Source organism: Nocardia sp. GP40 (assembly GCF_050434125.1).
Lineage (GTDB): Bacteria > Actinomycetota > Actinomycetes > Mycobacteriales > Mycobacteriaceae > Nocardia > Nocardia albiluteola.
Genome location: NZ_JBNPVW010000010.1, coordinates 136,135 through 153,962 on the forward strand (window position 1 = coordinate 136,135; position 17,828 = coordinate 153,962).

Sequence of the window (17,828 nt, forward strand, 5' to 3'; positions counted from 1 at the left end):
ACTGGACCGGAATCCGGATGACTACGGCCGAGCTGCACCGCAGGGCGCGACGATCAGGGCCGCTGCCTGCGTCCGGTGACCGAGCGATGCTGATACCACCAGGCGGTAGTGGCGATATCGGCGTCCTCGAGTGGGAGATACTTGCCGTCATTGCCCCAGCCCAGGGCCTGCAGGGTGACCCGCAGGCCGCGGTCGAAGCAGATGGGATCCTGCACGTGCCAGCGGTACATGCCGAATCGCTGCTGCGGCTGATAGATCTGGTCCGGCGGTAGCACCTGCACCAATCCCAGATACGGCGTCGAGTATGTGCGATAGGCGTTGTCGAGATCGAAATTCCATGCCCCGCCGAAATAGTCCTCGGTGCCGGTGCCGCAGATCGTGGGGAATTCGGTGTCGCCGTCGAGGTAGAACTTCATCTCGCCCTCGCCCCACCAGCCCGGGGCGTTGGGCGAGATCGCCAGGTACGTCCCGACATACCGGCCCGGGCCGGGAATGTCGTCCAGGACGGTGTGCACGGCCGGATGCCCCAGCGGATTACTGCGCTGCCACCGTGCGTGCAGATAGCCGGCCGCGCGCGGCACATCCTGTTCCAGATAGGTCACCTGGTAGTAGACCGGAACCGCGTGATCGCCGCCGTTGGTCAGCGTGATGCGGGCGTGTGCGCGAAAGGGCATGGGCCAGTAGCTGTTCAGGCCGCCCGCCGGGGCGACCACCATCATCTCCGAATCAACCAGTGCCAGTTGGTCCCACGCGTTGCAGAAGAACGAGCCCAGCGGCAGGTCCACGGCCGGTTCGGAATCGGTGTCCCAGTAGACCCGCAGTGTGATGTCCTGCAGCGCGGTGCGGTCGGTGGTGAGCCAGAAGTGCCGGATGATCCCGGGGCCCTCGATATCGGCTAGCGTCGCGGTCTGCCCCGCCGCGAGATCGATCGAGGGGGACACCTTCCATCCGACGCCGAGGTCTCCGGCCGCGCCCGCACCGGTTCCGGTTGTCGCGCGGCCGCCCGCCCCGGGCGCGCCCGTCGGATTCTCCGGGCTGATGGAGCGGGTTCGTCCCTGATCGAGCCGCCATATCTCGTGCACCTAGCGGATTTTTGCACGCCCGGGCGGGGGGCGGAGGTAAATCGCCGGACCGGCCTACCGGTGCGGGTCCCGATCAGCAATCCCGGGGTCTCGCTGACCGAGACTTGACCCGATCCCGGGACGCTGTGGTGGTGAAGGTGTGTGAACGGCATCACGTCCATTCGTGGGCCGCGAGGAGGAATGAGTCGATGCGGGTTCTGATCACCGGAATCACCGAGCCCACCGGTCGCGCAGTGGCGCGCATGCTGCTGGCCGCGGGCCACGAGGTCGCGGGCCTGGACGTCCGGCGCCATCGCTACGTCGATCCCCGGGTGCCGGTCCGGGTCGGCGACTGCGCCGACGCGGCGACGGTGGCCGCGGCGATCGAGGGCTGCGACAGCATCATTCACCTGTCGGGCCGGCCGGTCGCGGCGGTGGCGACGGCGGCGCGCGCGGCGGGTGCACGGGTCATCGTTCCCGCGCTGGCCGGGGAGGACACCGCGGTGGCCGCCGCGCTGGCCGGATCGGAGGCGGCCCTGCTCGTTCGCACCGCGCTGGTCGCCGGGCGCCGAGTGGAGTCCGGCGGCCGGACCGTCGTGCGGACCCTGCTGGGAACGCCCGCGCCGCAGGGTGTTCAGCTGCTGCACACCGACGATCTCGAGCGCTTCCTGGTGCTGGCCGCGACCGGGGATCGCTCCGGCGTGGTCGATTTGGCCGCTCCCGGCGAGGTCTCCGCGGCGGACGCGCGGCGGGCACTGGGATCCTCGGATGTGCGCGACGGTTCGGGAATCGTCCCGCCATGGCTGGATACTACTGCCGCGCAGCAGGATTGGGGCTTCCGCTGCGGCTGGAACGCCCTCGAGGTGCTCGAGGACATCGCCCGCGGTCTCGCCGGCCGCAAGCCGTCCGGCGACGGATTCGCCACTCGCGCAGGACATATCCCGCTGCCCGCGCACGTCGTGCCGTCCCGATCCCCGGTCTCCGACGACGGCCCGCTGGTCGATGCCGCACCCGAGGGCTGGGAGGGCGAATTCGACGATCGCATCGATCCCCGCATCCCGGTGTGCACCGCCACCAACACCTCCGAGGCGATGCCGGGCCCGATGACCCCGCTGACGATCGATCTGCAGGCAGGCGCGATCCGGCTGGGCAACGAGGCCATGGGCCACATGATCGCGCTGGAGGGAATAGCCCTGGAACACTGGGTATCCCGCGTCACCTCGGTGCTGGGCCACAACTTCTACATCAACGCCTCCATCGGTGTGCTGGCCGCGGCGAACATGCCCGGCTGGGACGAGGAGACCATCCGCAGGGACGTCTACGGCGCCATCCCGGCCGAGGTGCCGCTGCAGCCGCAGGGCCCCCCGCCGATGCCGACGGGTCTGGCCGGGCGGATGGGCACGCTCACCGCGACCGGCCGGGTCGCGGCGACCGCCCTGAAATACCGGGAGACCGCCGAACTCATCAACGCGGCCTCCCATCGAGAGGCGCTGACCCGCACCGAGATCGGTGAGCTCGCCGACGAGCAACTGCATGTCCGCGCGCTGCTGTGGCGCGACCGCCTCAATCAGGCCTGGCAGGCCGCGGCCATCGGCGTCATGCTGGTCGGCGCGGCCGCGGCGACGCACAAGGGCGAGGTGAAGATCGATCTGGATCGCCTGGAATCGGCCAAGCCGATGCTGGCGGTCGAGCGGCTCGCCGCGCTGTGCCGCGCGGATGCCGGGCTGCAGGCCGTGGCCCGCACCGGCGATGTGGCCGCGGCACGCGAGAAGTCCCCGGATTTCGCCGCCGCGCTCGATCAGGAGCTGGCCCGGATCGGCCATCGCGGTCCCGGCGAGTGCGAACTGCTCAACCTGCCGTTCGGCGACCGTCCCGGACTGCTGGTGACCGCGGCGGCTCGGGCCGCGGAACTGCCTGCCCCACACCGTGATCCGGTGGCAGCGCCCAAGGGCCGCACCGCGGCGATGGCGGTCGGCGCGCAGGTGTATCGGGAGCGCGCTCGCGATGCGGTGGTGCGCCTGACCAACTGCCTGCGCATGGCCACCCGGGAGCGGGCCGCACGGCTGATCCGCGCCGGACTGCTGCGCGAGGCCGAGGATTCGGCGTACCTGACGCTGGACGAAATCCTCTGGGCTCCTGAGGATCTGGCCGATCGGGTAGCTCGCCGCCGCGCTGAGCGGACGCGCCTGCAGGGAATCCGCATGCCCGAGTTGATCATCGGCACCTGGGAGCCCGAGGCGGTATCGGGTGCGCTCGCCATCGGCGAAACCCTCACCGGCCTGGGCGTGAGCGCGGGCGTGGTCGAGGGCACCGTGAAGCTCATGCTGTCCCAGGACGACGACATCGAACCCGGCGACATCCTGGTGGCCCCGGTTACGGACACCGGTCACACCGCGATGTTCGCCTACGCCGGGGCGGTGGTCACCGATATCGGGGGCGCGGCCTCGCATGCGGCGATCGTCGCGCGTGAATTCGGCATTCCCTGTGTGGTGGACACGAAGACCGCCAGCACCGGCCTGGTCGACGGCCAGCGCGTGCGGGTGGACGGGGCGGCGGGCACCATCACGGTCCTCGCCGATGCGTAGCGTAACGGCGCTGGGGCGCAACGACGTTCCGCGTGAGGCCACGCGGACGGGTCCGGGCCCGGCGACCTGCATGGGCCCGACACAGAAGAGGGGAACATATGTCGATTTCACATGTCCTGCGCGCGCCGATGGCCGGTGCGGCGGCGGCGTTACTGGCGCTGTGCCCGGTGGTCACCACCGCGGCCTCGGCCGAGCCCGCCGCCATCGTCCACATGGCGCCGACGGCCACCGCGTCCGGTATTCATACCCTGGGAATCGCCACCGCGCCGAATGCCCGTGACATCGGCGGCTATCCGACCCAGCAGGGTGGAATGATCCGCTACGGCCAGGTGTTTCGCAGCGACGCGCTGAACAAGCTCACCGCGGCCGACCAGCAGGCGCTGGCCTCACACAATATCGGCACGGTCCTGGACTTCCGCAGCCCGAACGAGGTGAAGGCCGCCCCCGACCAGCTGCCGTCCTCGATCTCGTATCAGGCACTGCCGGTGTGGAATCCGAGCAACGACTTCTACCTGCAGATCGAGAAGATCATCGACGGCGGCCCGCAGGCGCAGCAGGCGAACCTCGGCGGCGGCAAGGGCGTAGCGCTGATGAGCAACTATTACCGCTGGATGGTCACCGACGCCACCGCGCGCGCCCAATTCGCCACGGCCATAAAGGATCTGGCCCACGCACCGAGCGCGGTGCTCTACCACTGCACGGCGGGCAAGGACCGGACCGGCTGGATGACGGCCCTGGTGATGACTGCGCTCGGCGTGCCCAGGGGCCTGATCTACAACGACTACCTGGCCTCCAACCAGTACCTGGCGGCCTCGAACCAGGCCGAGCTGGCGGCACTGCAGAAGGCGGGCCTGGTCACCGATCCCTCCCTGCTGGCCCCGATCCTCGGTGTGCAGCGCGACTTCCTGGACGCGGCGTTCGACCAGGCGAGCAGGTCGTTCGGATCCCTCGACGGCTTCCTGTCCAACGGGCTCGGCATCGATGCCGCGACCCGGCAGGCGCTGACGGCCAAGCTGGTCGACAGCTCCGGGCACTGACTCACCCAGCCGCCGCGGCGACCCCGGAATTCGGTGTCGCCGCGGCGGCGGGCGCTCTAGGGTCGGGACATGACTTGGACCGTTCCCGAGGTGCAGCGCACCCGTGCGATGGCGGAGGGCGGCGAGCGCGAGACGCTGCAGTCGTGGCTGGATTTCCATCGGGCCACGCTGCTGTGGAAGTGCCGCGGCCTGACCGCGGAGCAGCTGAAGACCCGCAGCGTCGAGCCGTCCGCGATGTCGCTGCTGGGCCTGATCCGGCACATGACCGAGGTGGAGCAGGCGTGGTTCCGGCATCGCTCGGCGGGCCAGGAGGTGCGGGCCCCCTATTCCACCGCCGAGCACCCCGACGGCGACTTCGACGACCTCGCCGACGCGGATCCCGAGCGCGATATCGCTCTGTTCCACACCGAAATCCGGCTCAGCGACGAGGCGGTGGCCACACTGCCCCTCGAGCACACCTTCGTCCACCCGCGCTCGGGCGCCCGGCTGAGCCTGCGCTGGGTCTACCAGCACATGATCGAAGAGTACGCCCGCCACAACGGCCACGCCGACCTGTTGCGCGAACGCATCGACGGCGTCACCGGCGCCTGAACCCGGCCTCACAGGTCGTGTTCGTGCGCCCAGGCGGCGATCTGGGTGCGGGAGGTGAAGTCGAGCTTGGTCAGGATGTGGTCGACGTGGGTTTCCGCGGTGCGGACCGAGATGACCAGCTCCGTGGCGATGCGCTTGTTGCTGTACCCGGCGGCGATCAGGCGCGCGACGTCCGTCTCGCGGCGGGTGAGCACCGCGGGGGTGGCGCTGTCGATTCGCTTGGGCTGCACGGTATCCGGTGTCAGGGTCGGCGCGGCCTCGGTGGTGCGGCCCAGGGCGTAGTCGATGGCGGCGGGTAGCGGCAGCGCCGACCCGCTGTCGTAGGCCGCGCGGAATTCCTCCTCGCCCAGTGCATCCCGGACCCGCACGCGTACCTTGTCGCCGATCGCGGTGGTGATGGTGTGGGCCAGGCGCACGGTGCTGCGCTGCAACGTCAGCGCCGCGCCCATCAGCCGGGCCGAGCGCTCCATATCCCCGCGCGCGGCGGCAGACCAGGCCATCCCGTCGAAGACCGAGGCCAGCCATACGCACCGGTCGAAATCGGCGAATGTCTCGACCGCGCGGCTCATGAACGCCGCGGCGGCATCCTGATTGCCGTGCCGCCAGTGATCGATCCCTACCGACCACAGGGCCAGGCCGCCGAGCATGTGGGGGCCCCGGCGCTCGGTCATCGCCCGGAACGCCTCGGCGATCGCGGTCGAGCGATCGTCCTCCAGCAGGGTCGCGCACATGAATCCGAAGGAGAGACTGTCCATTTCGGTGGCGGCGACGCCCGCCTCGCGAGCCAGGGCGACGGCCTGGTCCGACAGTGCGAGCGCCCGGCCGGTGTCGCCGTCGGCGAAGGCGATCAGTGCCGCGTCCAGCCGCGCCTCGGCCAGTACGTCGGCGGTGCCCAGTTCCGTTGCCATCGTGACGCTTTCGTCGGTCAGCCGGGCCGCGGACTCGCGGTCGGCCAGCAGCGCGGCCAGCGAGGCCGCCGAGGCCAGCCCGCGCGCGCGTTCGGGCGAGGCGGTCGTCGGCGTGCGGGCCAGCGCGTCGGTGAGCCAGCGATAGCCCTCGGACAGGAACCGGTAGTGCTCCCAGTACGGCCGCAGCGCGGTGGCGGCGTCCATGGCCAGCTCGGGGGCATCGGTGAGCGAGAACTGCAGGGCCGAACGCATATTCGCGTGCTCGCGGGCCAGGGTGCGGAACCAGTCCAGGTCCTCGGCGTTGCCGTAGGCGCGCTGGCCGCGCAGCGCCAGGCGCCGGTAGTGGTCGCGGTGCCGCGCCCGGACCGCGGCCTCGGCGCCGGATTCGAGCAGCCGGTCGTGCCCGAACTGCCGAATTGGTTCCAGCATCGAATATCTGGCGAAGTCCTCCTCGGAGCGCAATACCAGCACCGACTTGTCGACCAGGCCGGTGAGCGCGCCGAGCAGGTCCGGATCGGCCCCGGGCAGCGTGCACACGGCCTCGGCGGCATCGATGTCCAGACCGCCCGCGAAGACCGAGAGTTGCTGCCACAGCACCTGTTCGGCGGGAGTGCACAGCTCATAGCTCCAGCGGATCGCGCCCTCGATGGTCTGCTGCCGCTGCGGCGCCGTGCGGGGGCCCGAGCGCAGCAGGTCCATGGTGTCGTCCAGGCGATCCAGGATCTGGGCCGGGCTGAACACCCGGAATCGCAACGCCGCCAGCTCGAGTGCCAGCGGCATCCCGTCCAGCCGGCGCGAGATCTGCGCCAGCGTCGCCCGATTGGCCGGCGTGCTGGCGAATCCCGGTGTGACGGCGCTCGCGCGCTCGACCAGCAGCCGCACCGCATCGCTGTCGGCGTCCCGATCGGCCGTGGTCCCGGACGCGCCGGGCCGGTCGCCGACCGGCAGCGGCGGCACCGGCATCACCTGCTCGCCCCCGATGCCCAGCACCTCCCGGCTGGTGGCCACGACGCGCACGTCGTCGGTCGCGGTGACGATGCGCTCGGTCACCGCGGCGCACGCGTCGATGAGGTGTTCGCAGTTGTCCAGGATCAGCAGCAGCCGCCGCCCGGCCAGGAATTCCAGCAGCCGCGGCAGCGGGTCGGTGGTGTCGTCGCGCAGATTCAGGGCCTCGGCGACGCTGAGCGTCACCAGGTCCGGATCGCGCACATCGGCCAGTTCGACGAGCCATACCCCGTCGCGAAAGGCTCGCCCCACCGCCGAGCCCAGCTGCCGGGACAGGCGGGTCTTACCAACCCCGCCGGGTCCGAGCAGCGTCAGGACCCGCGTGGTCGGCAGGAGTCGCCGCGCGGCGGCCAGTTCGTCGTGGCGGCCGACGAAGCTGGTGACCTCGGCGGGAAGATTCCCGGTGACACGCCGCGCCATGCCCGCAACCCTATACGGGAACCGGTCGCGCGCGGACCGTCCCCGGCCGGACCGCACCGCTTCTGGGCGATACGCTGAGTGGCGTATCGACACGCCACCCACCGTCCCCAGGAGGCCTACCGTGCGGATCGGCATTCAGCTGAGCGAACCGACCGGATCGGATGGGCTCCGCGCCCTCACCGACGAGCTGCGCCGCGCCGCCGACGAGGGTCTCGATTCGGCCTGGCTGGCGAACATCTTCGGCGTCGACGCGCTCACCGCGCTCGCCGTCGCGGGCAGTCAGGTGCCCGGCATCGAGATCGGCACCGCCGTGGTGCCCACCTATCCGCGCCACCCCGGGGCGCTGGCTCAGCAGGCACGCACCGCCGCGCTGGCTACCGGCCCGGGCCGGCTGACGCTCGGTATCGGCCTGTCGCATCGGATCGTGATCGAGAACATGTTCGGCTACGACTTCGAACGGCCCGCCCGGCACATGAAGGAGTATCTGTCGGTGCTGATGCCCCTGCTGGAGGGCAAGCCGGTCGCCTTCGCGGGCGAGACGGTCACGGGCAATCTGGCCCTGTCCGTGCCGAACGAGGGGACGGTCCCGGTGCTGCTGGCCGCGATGGGCCCGGCGATGCTGAAGCTCGCGGGCCGCGCGACCGACGGCACCGTGCTCTGGATGACCGGCCCGGCCACCATCCGCGACCACATCGCGCCGATCATCACCGCCGCGGCGGCCGAGGCGAACCGGCCCGCGCCGCGCGTGGTGTGCTCGCTGCCGGTCTGCGTCACCGACGACGTGGACGGCGCCCGCGAGAAGGCCGCGAAGGCCTTCTCCGTGTACAACACGCTGCCGTCGTATCGGGAGATGATGGACCGCGAGGGCGCCGCGGGTCCGGCGGATCTGGCCATCATCGGCTCGGAAGAGCAGGTGGCACAACGGATTCACGAGGTCGTCGCCGCGGGCGCGACCGAATTCGTGGCGGCCCTGTTCACCGGCGGGCCGGACGCCGACCGCACCCGCGCCGTGCTCTCCCGGCTCGCGGACTGACCCGTGGCCGGGCCCCGGCGTGCGCGAGTCGACGACGTGCACGAGCTGGCGCTGGCCATGCCGTACGTCACGGTCGAGTACGGGTCGGGTGAAAATCCGGTCTACCAGGTCGGGCACAAGTCGTTCGTCTTCTTCCGGACCCCGCGCCCGGACGCGGTCGATCCGGACACCGGGGAGCGGTATCCCGACGTGATCGTGATCTGGGTGCCCTCGGAGTCCGACAAGCTGGCGCTGGTGCAGGATCCGGACTCGCCCTGGTTCACCACAAAGCACTTCGACGGCCATCTGTCGGTACTGGTGCGGGCGAGCAGGCTCGGTGAGCTCGCCGTGAACGAGCTGCGCGAGGTGGTGCAGGACGCCTGGCTGTGCCGGGCCTCGCCGACCCGGGCGCGGCGCTGGCTGGCCGAAAACCGTCTCTGACACAACTGGTTTCGTTCGGGCACGCATTACCCCGTCGCCGGGATCGCGTCGGCCACCTCGAGCTGATGCCGCATGCGATCGCGCTTGGTGCGCAGGTAGTGCACATTGTGTTCGGTCGGATCGGTCTGCAGGGGGATGCGCTGGGTGACCGGGATCCCGCGCGCCTCCAGGCCGAACTGCTTGGCGGGGTTGTTGCTCAGCAGCCGCACCGACCTCACGCCCAGATCCTCGAGGATCTGCGCGCCCGCGTCGTAGCGGCGGGCATCGATCGGCAGCCCCAATCGCAGGTTGGCATCCACGGTGTCGGCGCCGTCGTCCTGTAATTCGTAGGCGCGCAGCTTGTTCAGCAATCCGATGCCGCGGCCCTCCTGCCCGCGCAGATACACCACCACGCCGCGGCCGGCGGTAGCCACCTCCCGCAGCGAGGCCTCCAGCTGGGCGCCGCAGTCGCAGCGCAGCGAGCCGAACGCGTCGCCGGTCAGGCACTCCGAATGCAGCCGGGTCAGGACGTCGTCGCCGCTCGGATCGCCGAAGACCATCGCCAGATGCTCGGTGTCCGCGCTGTCGTCTCGGTAACCCATGAGCCGGAATTCGCCGAAGCGCGTGGGCATCCGGGTTTCCGCGAGCCGGGTCACCGTGCGCTCCAGTCGATTTCGATGATCGATCAGATCGGCGATGGAGATGATCGGAATGCCGTGCGTGCGGGCCAGGATCAGCAGTTCCGGCAGCCGCGCGATCGAACCGTCGTCCTGCACCACCTCCGCGATCACGCCCGCCGGGCGCAGCCCCGCCAGGCGCAGTAGATCCACCGCGGCCTCGGTGTGGCCGGGCCGCCCGAGGACGCCGCGCGGATGGGCGCGCAGCGGGAAGACGTGACCGGGGCGGGTGAGGTCGCCGGGCGTGGTGCGCGGGTCGGCGAGCAGCCGCATGGTGTGTGCGCGGTCCGCGGCGGAGATGCCGGTGGTGATCCCGGCCGCCGCATCCACCGAGACGGTGTAGGCGGTGCCCTTGGGATCCTCGTTCACCGCCGTCATCGGGGGCAGCGCCAGCCGGTCCAGATCCTCGCCCGGCATCGGCACGCACAGCACACCGCTGGTGTGGCGCACCAGGAATCCGACGGTCTGCGCGGTCGCCAACTCGGCGGCGAGCAGCAGATCACCCTCGTTCTCGCGGTCTTCGTCATCGACCACCAGCACGGGCCCGCCGCCCGCCAGCGCGGCCACCGCGGCCTGGATCGAGTCGAGTTCAGCTGTCATGCCGACCACCTCCTTGTATATGCCTAATAGAAATATTCCGGCCGCTGAGTTACCAGGTGATGTTCCGGTCAGCGGGATCGGTGTCCGCCGACATCCGCGATCGGCGCGCGGCGGCTTGACGTGAACTTCGGTTGAGGTCGCACGCTGAGTGCATGACACGCCCCGTTGAGTCCTGGAACCACGTCTACGACACCGATACCGCGCCCTGGGTGATCGGGCAGCCGCAACCGGAGATCGTCGCGCTCGAGCGCGACGGCTGGATTCGCGGGCGGGTGCTCGATGCCGGCTGCGGCGCCGGTGAGCACACCATCGCGCTGACGCGCCTGGGCTACGACGTGCGCGGGGTCGACCTGTCACCCAGCGCCCTGGCCTTAGCGCGCCGCAACGCCGCCGGCCAGGGGGTGCCCGCCGCGCGGTTCGAGCTCGCCGACATGGTGGCGATGGGCGATGATCCGGACCTCGCCGCCGAGCTCGGTGTCTTCGACACCACCGTGGACAGCGCGCTGTTCCACGTCTTCCGGGAGAATCCGCCGGCCCGGGCGAGCTATGTGCGCGCCCTGCACGCGTTGTGCGCCCCGGGCGGCCGCGTGCACGTGCTGGCCCTGTCGGACGTCGAGCCGGGCTTCGGTCCGCAGATCAGCGACGGGCTGATCCGCGAATCCTTCACCACCGGATGGGAGTTGGAGGACCTGCGGCCCGCACGGTATCTCGGGCGGATCACCGAGGCGCTGTCGCCGGAGTCGCTGGCCGGGGTGAGCACCGGGCCGGACGGGACCGTCCGGGCCGCGGCCTGGCTGGCCCGCATCGTGCGGCGCTGAGTCGGCGCCGGTCGGGTTCCGGGCCTCAGGGTTTCGTGGTGCGCGTGGACTTGGACGATCGGGACTTGGTGCGGCCCTGCGTCTTTCGACTCTGCTTCTGCAGGTTGTCCAGATCCGCGAGCAGATCCTTGGCGAATTCGCGCTCGGCCTCGTAATGGCGCACGCACCAGCGCAGCACGGCGGTCGGGAAGGCCCAGTCCGGGTTGGCGTGCGAGCCCTCGGCGTCGGCCTCGGCGCGCCGGCGCAGGGTCTCCGCGTTGTCGATGTGCTCGGTGAGGATCGAGCGCAGCCGGTCCGGCTCGGCGAGGTGGCCCAGCCAGGCCCGCAGCATCACGCTGTGCTTGAGCACCGGGGCCTCGACGGGGGAGTGATTGACCCAGTGCGACACCGCCTCCCGGCCCTCAGCCGTGATCGCGTACATGCGCTTGCCGCGGATCCCGTCCTCGTTCAGCACCGTGCGGGAGGTGACGTAGCCGTGTTTCTCCAGGCGCTTGAGCTCGGCGTAGATCTGACTGAACGAGGGGCTCCAGTAGAAGAACTGCAGGCTCCAGTCGGCCCACTTCTTCAGGTCGTACCCCGACAGCTCGCCATATTCGGGCGCTTCCGAGGGCCCTGAGTTCACCCGCCCCGCCGACTCCGCAAGCTCCGTCGGCCTACCGTCCCCGCTGTGGTTACGCAGGCTGCCTCCTTCGGGCCCGCCGGTGCGCGGCCCGGCTGCATGCGAGAGCATCCCGAGCACGGCCCAGGAGGTGGTCGGCAGGTCGGCGCCAGATCTCATCATCGAACTATATCGCCCAGGAATATTCCGGTCGGGAATTACCGCCACCGCGCGCGGCGCGGGTACAGCGTGCGCCCGGCCTCGTGGGCGACCTCCAGCACGACCCGGGCGAGCCGGTCGAAACTCATCGCATCGGCCGGGCCCGAGAGTGACAGAGCCGCGGTGGCCGCGCCGCGACCGCGCAGCGGCGCTGCGACACAGGCGATTCCGGGCATTGCCTCCTCGCGGTCGATCGCCACGCCCTGGCGCAGCCGGATCTGGGCGAGCTCGCGCTGCAGGACCTCGGGCTCGCAGAAGGTGCGGGGGGTCAGCCGCGCCAGCCGCGTCCGGAAGGCGGCCTCCGCGATCGGGGGCTCGAGGGCCGCGAGCATGGCCTTGCCCAAAGCGGTTGCGTGCGCGGGCATCCGGCCGCCCAGGCGGGTCGGCAACCCGGCGGCGAAACGGCCGCCCACCTTGTCCAGGTACACCACCTCGCGGCCGTCGAGCACCGCCAGATGCCCGACCATGCCGGTGCGCTGGGCCAGCTCGTGCAGCAGGGGACTGACGGTATCGCGGATCTCGTTGTGGTCGGCGGTGAGCCCGCCCAGCTCGAGGGTCCGCATGCCGAGGCGATAGCCGCCGGAGGTATGCGCCAGCCACCGCAGCCGGATCATCTGGTCCAGGATCCGGTGCACCGTCGAGCGCGGAAGTCCGGTTCGCTCAACGATTTCCAGCAGCGTCAGGGTCGGGGTGGCGGCATCGAACGCGTCCAGGATCAGCGTCATGCGCTCGATCATCGACACGGGAATCGAGCGAGCGGGCGCGGCGGCGGCCGGCGCCGCCACGGTGGTGCGGGCGGGGGTCGGGGCGGGCCGGGTGCCGGTCACGGGGCGGTGCGCCGGGACGGCGCGGCCGGTGGCGGGCAGTACGGTGACGGCCATATGTACCTCCGTTGGCTCATATGCAGTCTAGAAGTATTTCGACTAGGCATGTGCGGTTTTGTCACTAGTGGTACCAGTCACAGTGGCCTGTCGGCGCGCATGGCGAATCGGTGGAACTACGTATTTGTTCCCGGTGACCGGGTCTACGTATTGCCCCATAGGCGCACCGACCTGGTCTGATGACTGTCAGCTATATGACTGATCGAAATAAGGAGGGCTCCGTGGAGACGGTGAAAGCGCCGGATGCGGGCGAGAACTTCAAGGCCGTGCTGAGCCGGTTCTGTACCGGCGTCACGGTGATCACCGCCCTGGACGACGGTGCACCGGTCGGCTTCAGCTGCCAGTCTTTCTCGTCGCTGTCCCTGGATCCGCCCGCGGTCTGCTTCTTTCCCGCGCGCACCTCGACCTCGTGGCCGCGCATCCGCCGGGCCGGACGGTTCTGCGTCAACATCCTGGCCCACGACCAGCAGGACGTGTGCCGCGCGCTGGCTCGCAGCGGCACCGACAAGTTCGCCGGGGTCGACTGGACCCCCTCGTACAACGGGGCGCCGCGGCTGGCCGGCGCGCTGGCGGCCATCGACTGCGAGTTCGACCGCGAAGTCGACGGCGGGGACCACACCATCGTGATCGCCCGGGTGACCGATCTCGTCGAGCACTCGCAGGAGCCGCCGCTGCTGTTCTGCCGGTCCGCGTTCGAGCGGCTCGAGCGGTAGACCCGGGCCCGCCGCGAACCTGCTCCCGCCCAGCGGGACTTCGACCTGTCGGCGAGCTCACCCGAAGGCACTATCGGTATCGACCGAAGTATTTGGAGGAAGTACATGACCGACGCCGAGATCCGCGTCATAGATGCGGCCGGACCGCCCGCACGGTACGCCCGCGGCTGGCACTGCCTCGGTCTCGCGGACACCTTCCGCGACGGCACCCCGCACACCGTCACCGCGTTCGGCACCGAACTGGTGGTGTTCGCCGGTGAGGACGGAAAACTCAACGTACTCAACGCCTATTGCCCGCACATGGGCGGCAATCTGGCCGACGGAACCGTCAAGGGCAACTCCATCGCCTGCCCGTTTCACGACTGGCGCTGGGGCGGCAACGGCCGCTGCACCGGCATCCCGTATGCGCGCCGGGTGCCGCCGCTGGCCCGCACCCGGGCGTGGCCGACGCTGGAGGAGAACAAGCAGCTGTTCGTCTGGAACGATCCTGAGGGTTCCAAACCCCCCGCGGAGCTGGCGATTCCCCGGATCGACGCCGCGTTCGACGACGAGTGGACCGACTGGACCTGGAACACCATGATCGTCGAGGCCAACTGCCGCGAGGTCGTCGACAACGTGGTGGACATGGCGCACTTCTTCTACGTGCACTACGGTTTCCCGACCTACTTCAAGAACGTCTTCTCCGGCCACACCGCGAGCCAGTACATGACCTCCATCTCCCGCGAGGACATGATGGGCGAGACCGCGAAGGCGCTGGGCGGCAAGAACACCCTGCAGTCCGAGGCCTCCTACTACGGTCCCTCGTACATGATCGACTACCTGCGCAGCGAGAGCCCGGGCCTCACGGTGGAGGGCTATCTGATCAACTGCCACTACCCGATCACCGAGAATCGGTTCGTGCTGCAGTACGGCGCCATCGCCAAGCGGCCCCAGGGGGTTCCGCCGAAGCAGGCGCAGCAGATCGCGGAGAAGTTCGTCGGCGGGTTGGGCCGCGGATTCGAGCAGGACGCGGCAATCTGGAAGCGTAAATCCCGCATCAACAATCCGCTGCTGTGCGAGGAGGACGGCCCGGTCTACCAGCTGCGCCGCTGGTACGAGCAGTTCTACACCGACGCCGCCGAGGTGAGCGCGGAGATGACCGACCGCTTCGAATTCGAGGTGGACACCACCCGCGCCGTGACCGCCTGGGAGGCCGAGGTGGCCGAGAATCTGGCCAAGCGGGCGGCGGCCGACGTGTGAAAGTAGGTGCCATGGAACAGGTTTCGTGCCGGACGTGCGGCTCGTGCGTGCTGGTGGAGAAGTACAGCATGCAGCACACGAGCGTGCAGTGGAATGCCGCGGCCGTCGCGGCGTGCCCCGAGATCGCCGGCGACGACGGGCGCATGCGCACCTGCCACATGCTGCGCGACAGCATCGACGACGCCGTGGCCGCCGGAGTGATCGGCGTCAGCACGCGCGAGATGGACGTGCACAACCGCGGCCGCGTGCCGCTTCCCGGAATCCGATAAGGAGTAAACACAGTGGCTGCCTTCAGCTCCCTCGGCTATGTGCGGATCGGCATTGCCGACCCCGCGGCCTGGCGCACCTTCGCGTTCGAGACCATCGGATTCGCCGAAGGTTCAGGGCCCAACGAGGATTCGATCTATCTGAGGATGGACGAGCACACCTACCGGCTGGAGCTGGTGCCTGGCGAGCGCGACGAGGTGCTGGCGGTGGGCTGGCAGGTCGCCGACGCCATCTCGCTGGCGCTGGTGCGTGAGGCCCTGGAGAAGGCGGGGGTGGGCGTCACCGCACTGACGCTCCAGCAGGCCGTCGCCCGCCACGTCGAGGAGGCCATCAGCTTCACCGATCCCTCCGGTGTCACGATCGAGGTGTTCCACGGGCCACTGCTGGATCACAGCCCGGTGCTCACCCGGCACGGCGCCCGATTCGTCACCGGCGGACTGGGTCTGGGCCACGTGGTGCTGCCGGTCCCGGATCTCGAGGCCGCCCGCTGGTTCTACGCCGAGGTGCTCGACTTCTCCGCCCGCGGCTCGTTCCGGGTCGGCCCGCCGGACCATCCGATCTGGATCCGGTTCTTCGGCGTCAACGCGCGGCACCACAGCCTGGCCCTGATCCCCGGATCCCGTTCGGAGGGACCGGGTCTGGTCCACATCATGGTGGAGGTGGACCAGCTGGACGACGTGGGCCGCGCGCTGGACCGGGTGACGAAGGCGGGCTACCACCTGTCCTCGACCCTGGGTCGGCACACCAACGACAAGATGATCTCGTTCTATGTCCGCACGCCGGGCGGCTGGGATCTCGAATTCGGCTGCGAGGGAATGTATGTCGGCCCGGACTATGTGGCCGAGGAGATGACCGCCGACAGCTACTGGGGCCACGAGTGGGCTAGGTAGGGACTGATCGACGACCGGCCCGCCGTGCAGTGCACGGCGGGCCGTTTGCTGTCCGGGGCCTCGCCGGTCGGCTCGTGCGCGGTCGACGCTGTGCCACCGAACGTTCGCATCCGGATCCTGGCGCGCCTAGGCTGTCGACTGAACCGCCCGGCTCCGGTCCGGCTCCGGGGATACGTTGTCGGTGAAGGTGATTCGCACCGAGACCGGGGTGGTCTGCAGGGCGGCGAAACCCGCCGCGGTCAGGGGCGCGAGCATGCGGAGCGGTGCGAAGGATCGGGCGCGCGCGACGACGTCGTCGTCGGGGCGCAGCTCCGCGATTCCGGTGAGCCACTGCGTGCCCTTGCGTACCCGGACATTCGGGTCGGCGGCGATATTGCTGCCCCACCCGGACAGCTTGCCGTGCTGGCAGATGAGCCACGCGCCGGTCTCGTCGAACCGCACGGTGACCGGCACGCGGCGCGGCAGCCCCGACTTGCGGCCGGTCGTCTCCAGTTCGGTGGCGAGGGTGGTCCGGATGCCGATCCGGTCTAGTCCGCGGATGGTCGGGTTCATGACGTTCCGGTTGGCCCACAACAGGATCGCGAACTTGCGGGCATCCCGGTCCCGCGGGTCGCCGGTCGCGCCGCGGCGCGGACGCAGGGCATCGAATCCGTTGCGTCGCAGCATGGTGGCAGCGGTCTTCCACGGGGAGCGGGTCGGGTCGGGATCGAGTCCGGCGCCGAGCCGATGCAGCTGATCGGTGTGCCACTGCAGATCCAGCGCGCCATCGAAGGACTTCATGGCGCCGCTGCGCGCGAGCCTGCCGCGCAGGCCCAGCGAGATGACCGGTGGGCGTAGCACATCGGTGCGGCCGGTCAGCAGTTCGCCCGCGGCGGTGGGCTGTACGGCCGTCGGCCTGCCTAGGCCGACGACCTCACAGGCGTCGGATTCGACGGCCGAGGACATCGCCGCCCTGGAACGGAACCCGCCGGTCACGGCGAGTGGAATGCCGGATACCGTCCGTCGCACCGATTCGGCGTACTCGAGGAAGTAGGCCTCGCGCGCCCGGGTGCTCGCCCCGGCGCGCGGACGGCCCATCATCGCCGGGGATTCGTAACTGCCGCCGCTGATTTCGATCAGATCGAGACCCTCGGTGGACAGCGCCTCGAGCACCGCCCGCGATTCGTCCTCGGTGAATCCGCCGCGCTGGAAATCGGCGGAGTTGAGCTTGATGCCCACGGCGAATCCGGGACCCACCGCGCCGCGGATCGACCGCACCACCTCGAGCGCGAATCGCATCCGCCGCGGGCCGTCTCCGCCCCAGTCGTCGGTGCGCCGGTTCGACAGGGGTGAGAGGAACTGCGAGACCAGATATCCGTGCGCCCCGTGGATCTGCACGCCGTCGAATCCTGCGGCCTCGGCCACCCGGGCGGTGGTGGCGAATCGCTGAATGAGGTCCGCGATCTCGGCCTCGGTCAGCGCACGTGGCGTCGGCATGCCGGGGATGCCCGGGGCGATCGCGGACGGCGCCACCGGCCGGTGCCGGGTGGCGAGCGGATTGGCCTGGCGTCCGGGGTGATTCACCTGCATCCAGACCTGGGCGCCGCCCTGCTTGGCGGCCTTCGCCCAGCGGGTCAGCGCACCGAGGTCGCGCTCGTCGGTGACCGCGACGTTGCCGGGCTCGCCGAGCTGGGTGCGATCGATCATCACGTTGCCGGTGACGATGAGCCCGAAGCCGCCGGCGCCCCAGCGGTCGTAGAGCCGGACCAGGCGCTCGTCAGGCGCGAGGTCCGCGGTGCCGAGGCCCTCGCTCAGCGCCGACTTCATGATCCGGTTGGGCAGCGTCCGGCCGCAGGGGAGCGGCAGTGGATCGTGCAGGGTTGCCATCGTCGTATGCCCTCCTATGGA

The 17,828-nt window shown here is 70.0% G+C and carries 16 protein-coding genes; 10 read left to right on the forward strand and 6 right to left on the reverse strand.

Features of this window, described 5'->3' with window-relative positions:
• Window positions 1-53: 53 nt before the first annotated feature.
• Window positions 54-1,082 (reverse strand): glycoside hydrolase family 172 protein, encoded by a 1,029-nt coding sequence (locus ABH933_RS28135; RefSeq protein ID WP_429413058.1) that lies wholly within the window; start codon window positions 1,080-1,082, stop codon window positions 54-56.
• Between the two features lie 188 nt (window positions 1,083-1,270).
• On the opposite strand from ABH933_RS28135, the gene ABH933_RS28140 reads away from it, so the two are divergent.
• From ABH933_RS28140 to ABH933_RS28150, 3 genes are all read left to right on the forward strand, one after another.
• Window positions 1,271-3,646 carry a PEP-utilizing enzyme gene (locus tag ABH933_RS28140; RefSeq protein ID WP_429455146.1) on the forward strand — a complete coding sequence of 792 codons (2,376 nt, stop codon included), beginning with the start codon at window positions 1,271-1,273 and terminating at the stop codon, window positions 3,644-3,646.
• Between the two features lie 98 nt (window positions 3,647-3,744).
• A complete protein-coding gene (locus tag ABH933_RS28145) occupies window positions 3,745-4,683 on the forward strand; it encodes a tyrosine-protein phosphatase (protein ID WP_429413062.1) in 939 nt (312 codons plus the stop codon).
• Between the two features lie 69 nt (window positions 4,684-4,752).
• Window positions 4,753-5,274 (forward strand): DinB family protein, encoded by a 522-nt coding sequence (locus ABH933_RS28150; protein ID WP_429413064.1) that lies wholly within the window; start codon window positions 4,753-4,755, stop codon window positions 5,272-5,274.
• Between the two features lie 8 nt (window positions 5,275-5,282).
• Here ABH933_RS28150 and ABH933_RS28155 read toward each other — a convergent pair whose 3' ends face one another.
• Window positions 5,283-7,607, reverse strand: a complete 2,325-nt coding sequence (locus ABH933_RS28155) for a LuxR C-terminal-related transcriptional regulator (protein ID WP_429413066.1) — start codon at window positions 7,605-7,607, stop codon at window positions 5,283-5,285.
• A 121-nt stretch (window positions 7,608-7,728) separates the two neighbouring features.
• On the opposite strand from ABH933_RS28155, the gene ABH933_RS28160 reads away from it, so the two are divergent.
• On the forward strand, window positions 7,729-8,640 hold the full coding sequence (locus tag ABH933_RS28160) for an LLM class F420-dependent oxidoreductase (protein ID WP_215917725.1): 912 nt from the start codon (window positions 7,729-7,731) through the stop codon (window positions 8,638-8,640).
• 57 nt (window positions 8,641-8,697) lie between these two features.
• A complete protein-coding gene (locus ABH933_RS28165; RefSeq protein WP_429415555.1) occupies window positions 8,698-9,060 on the forward strand; it encodes a hypothetical protein in 363 nt (120 codons plus the stop codon).
• A gap of 26 nt (window positions 9,061-9,086) precedes the next feature.
• Here ABH933_RS28165 and ABH933_RS28170 read toward each other — a convergent pair whose 3' ends face one another.
• Window positions 9,087-10,316: a bifunctional 3,4-dihydroxy-2-butanone-4-phosphate synthase/GTP cyclohydrolase II gene (locus ABH933_RS28170; protein WP_429413069.1), complete on the reverse strand. Its 1,230-nt coding sequence runs from the start codon at window positions 10,314-10,316 to the stop codon at window positions 9,087-9,089.
• Window positions 10,317-10,468: 152 nt separating this feature from the next.
• Here ABH933_RS28170 and ABH933_RS28175 point away from each other — a divergent pair, with 152 nt between their 5' ends.
• On the forward strand, window positions 10,469-11,134 hold the full coding sequence (locus ABH933_RS28175) for a class I SAM-dependent methyltransferase (protein ID WP_429413071.1): 666 nt from the start codon (window positions 10,469-10,471) through the stop codon (window positions 11,132-11,134).
• Between the two features lie 25 nt (window positions 11,135-11,159).
• Here ABH933_RS28175 and ABH933_RS28180 read toward each other — a convergent pair whose 3' ends face one another.
• Together ABH933_RS28180 and ABH933_RS28185 are read right to left on the reverse strand one after the other, a co-directional pair.
• Entirely contained in the window at window positions 11,160-11,912 is a 753-nt protein-coding gene (locus ABH933_RS28180) for a PadR family transcriptional regulator (protein WP_429413073.1), read from the reverse strand.
• Between the two features lie 38 nt (window positions 11,913-11,950).
• Window positions 11,951-12,832, reverse strand: coding sequence for an IclR family transcriptional regulator (locus ABH933_RS28185; protein WP_429413075.1), 882 nt, complete (start codon window positions 12,830-12,832; stop codon window positions 11,951-11,953).
• 194 nt (window positions 12,833-13,026) lie between these two features.
• On the opposite strand from ABH933_RS28185, the gene ABH933_RS28190 reads away from it, so the two are divergent.
• From ABH933_RS28190 to ABH933_RS28205, 4 genes are all read left to right on the forward strand, one after another.
• On the forward strand, window positions 13,027-13,545 hold the full coding sequence (locus ABH933_RS28190) for a flavin reductase family protein (protein ID WP_429413077.1): 519 nt from the start codon (window positions 13,027-13,029) through the stop codon (window positions 13,543-13,545).
• A gap of 105 nt (window positions 13,546-13,650) precedes the next feature.
• Window positions 13,651-14,784 (forward strand): Rieske 2Fe-2S domain-containing protein, encoded by a 1,134-nt coding sequence (locus tag ABH933_RS28195; RefSeq protein ID WP_429413079.1) that lies wholly within the window; start codon window positions 13,651-13,653, stop codon window positions 14,782-14,784.
• 11 nt (window positions 14,785-14,795) lie between these two features.
• Window positions 14,796-15,053, forward strand: coding sequence for a hypothetical protein (locus tag ABH933_RS28200; protein ID WP_429413081.1), 258 nt, complete (start codon window positions 14,796-14,798; stop codon window positions 15,051-15,053).
• Between the two features lie 12 nt (window positions 15,054-15,065).
• Complete coding sequence (locus ABH933_RS28205; RefSeq protein WP_429413083.1) at window positions 15,066-15,941, forward strand: VOC family protein; 876 nt, start codon at window positions 15,066-15,068, stop codon at window positions 15,939-15,941.
• Between the two features lie 126 nt (window positions 15,942-16,067).
• Here the strand turns inward: ABH933_RS28205 and ABH933_RS28210 are convergent, their stop codons facing one another.
• Window positions 16,068-17,807 carry a nitroreductase family deazaflavin-dependent oxidoreductase gene (locus tag ABH933_RS28210; protein ID WP_429413085.1) on the reverse strand — a complete coding sequence of 580 codons (1,740 nt, stop codon included), beginning with the start codon at window positions 17,805-17,807 and terminating at the stop codon, window positions 16,068-16,070.
• Window positions 17,808-17,828: the final 21 nt, after the last annotated feature.

Coding starts and splice junctions, on each gene's coding strand:
- ABH933_RS28170 (WP_429413069.1), bottom strand. CDS start 10,316: ATGACAGCTGAACTCGACTCGATCCAGGCCGCGGTGGCCGCGCTGGCG.
- ABH933_RS28195 (WP_429413079.1), top strand. CDS start 13,651: ATGACCGACGCCGAGATCCGCGTCATAGATGCGGCCGGACCGCCCGCA.
- ABH933_RS28165 (WP_429415555.1), top strand. CDS start 8,698: ATGCCGTACGTCACGGTCGAGTACGGGTCGGGTGAAAATCCGGTCTAC.
- ABH933_RS28210 (WP_429413085.1), bottom strand. CDS start 17,807: ATGGCAACCCTGCACGATCCACTGCCGCTCCCCTGCGGCCGGACGCTG.
- ABH933_RS28180 (WP_429413073.1), bottom strand. CDS start 11,912: ATGAGATCTGGCGCCGACCTGCCGACCACCTCCTGGGCCGTGCTCGGG.
- ABH933_RS28175 (WP_429413071.1), top strand. CDS start 10,469: ATGACACGCCCCGTTGAGTCCTGGAACCACGTCTACGACACCGATACC.
- ABH933_RS28190 (WP_429413077.1), top strand. CDS start 13,027: ATGACTGATCGAAATAAGGAGGGCTCCGTGGAGACGGTGAAAGCGCCG.
- ABH933_RS28200 (WP_429413081.1), top strand. CDS start 14,796: ATGGAACAGGTTTCGTGCCGGACGTGCGGCTCGTGCGTGCTGGTGGAG.
- ABH933_RS28145 (WP_429413062.1), top strand. CDS start 3,745: ATGTCGATTTCACATGTCCTGCGCGCGCCGATGGCCGGTGCGGCGGCG.
- ABH933_RS28150 (WP_429413064.1), top strand. CDS start 4,753: ATGACTTGGACCGTTCCCGAGGTGCAGCGCACCCGTGCGATGGCGGAG.
- ABH933_RS28140 (WP_429455146.1), top strand. CDS start 1,271: ATGCGGGTTCTGATCACCGGAATCACCGAGCCCACCGGTCGCGCAGTG.
- ABH933_RS28155 (WP_429413066.1), bottom strand. CDS start 7,607: ATGGCGCGGCGTGTCACCGGGAATCTTCCCGCCGAGGTCACCAGCTTC.
- ABH933_RS28185 (WP_429413075.1), bottom strand. CDS start 12,832: ATGGCCGTCACCGTACTGCCCGCCACCGGCCGCGCCGTCCCGGCGCAC.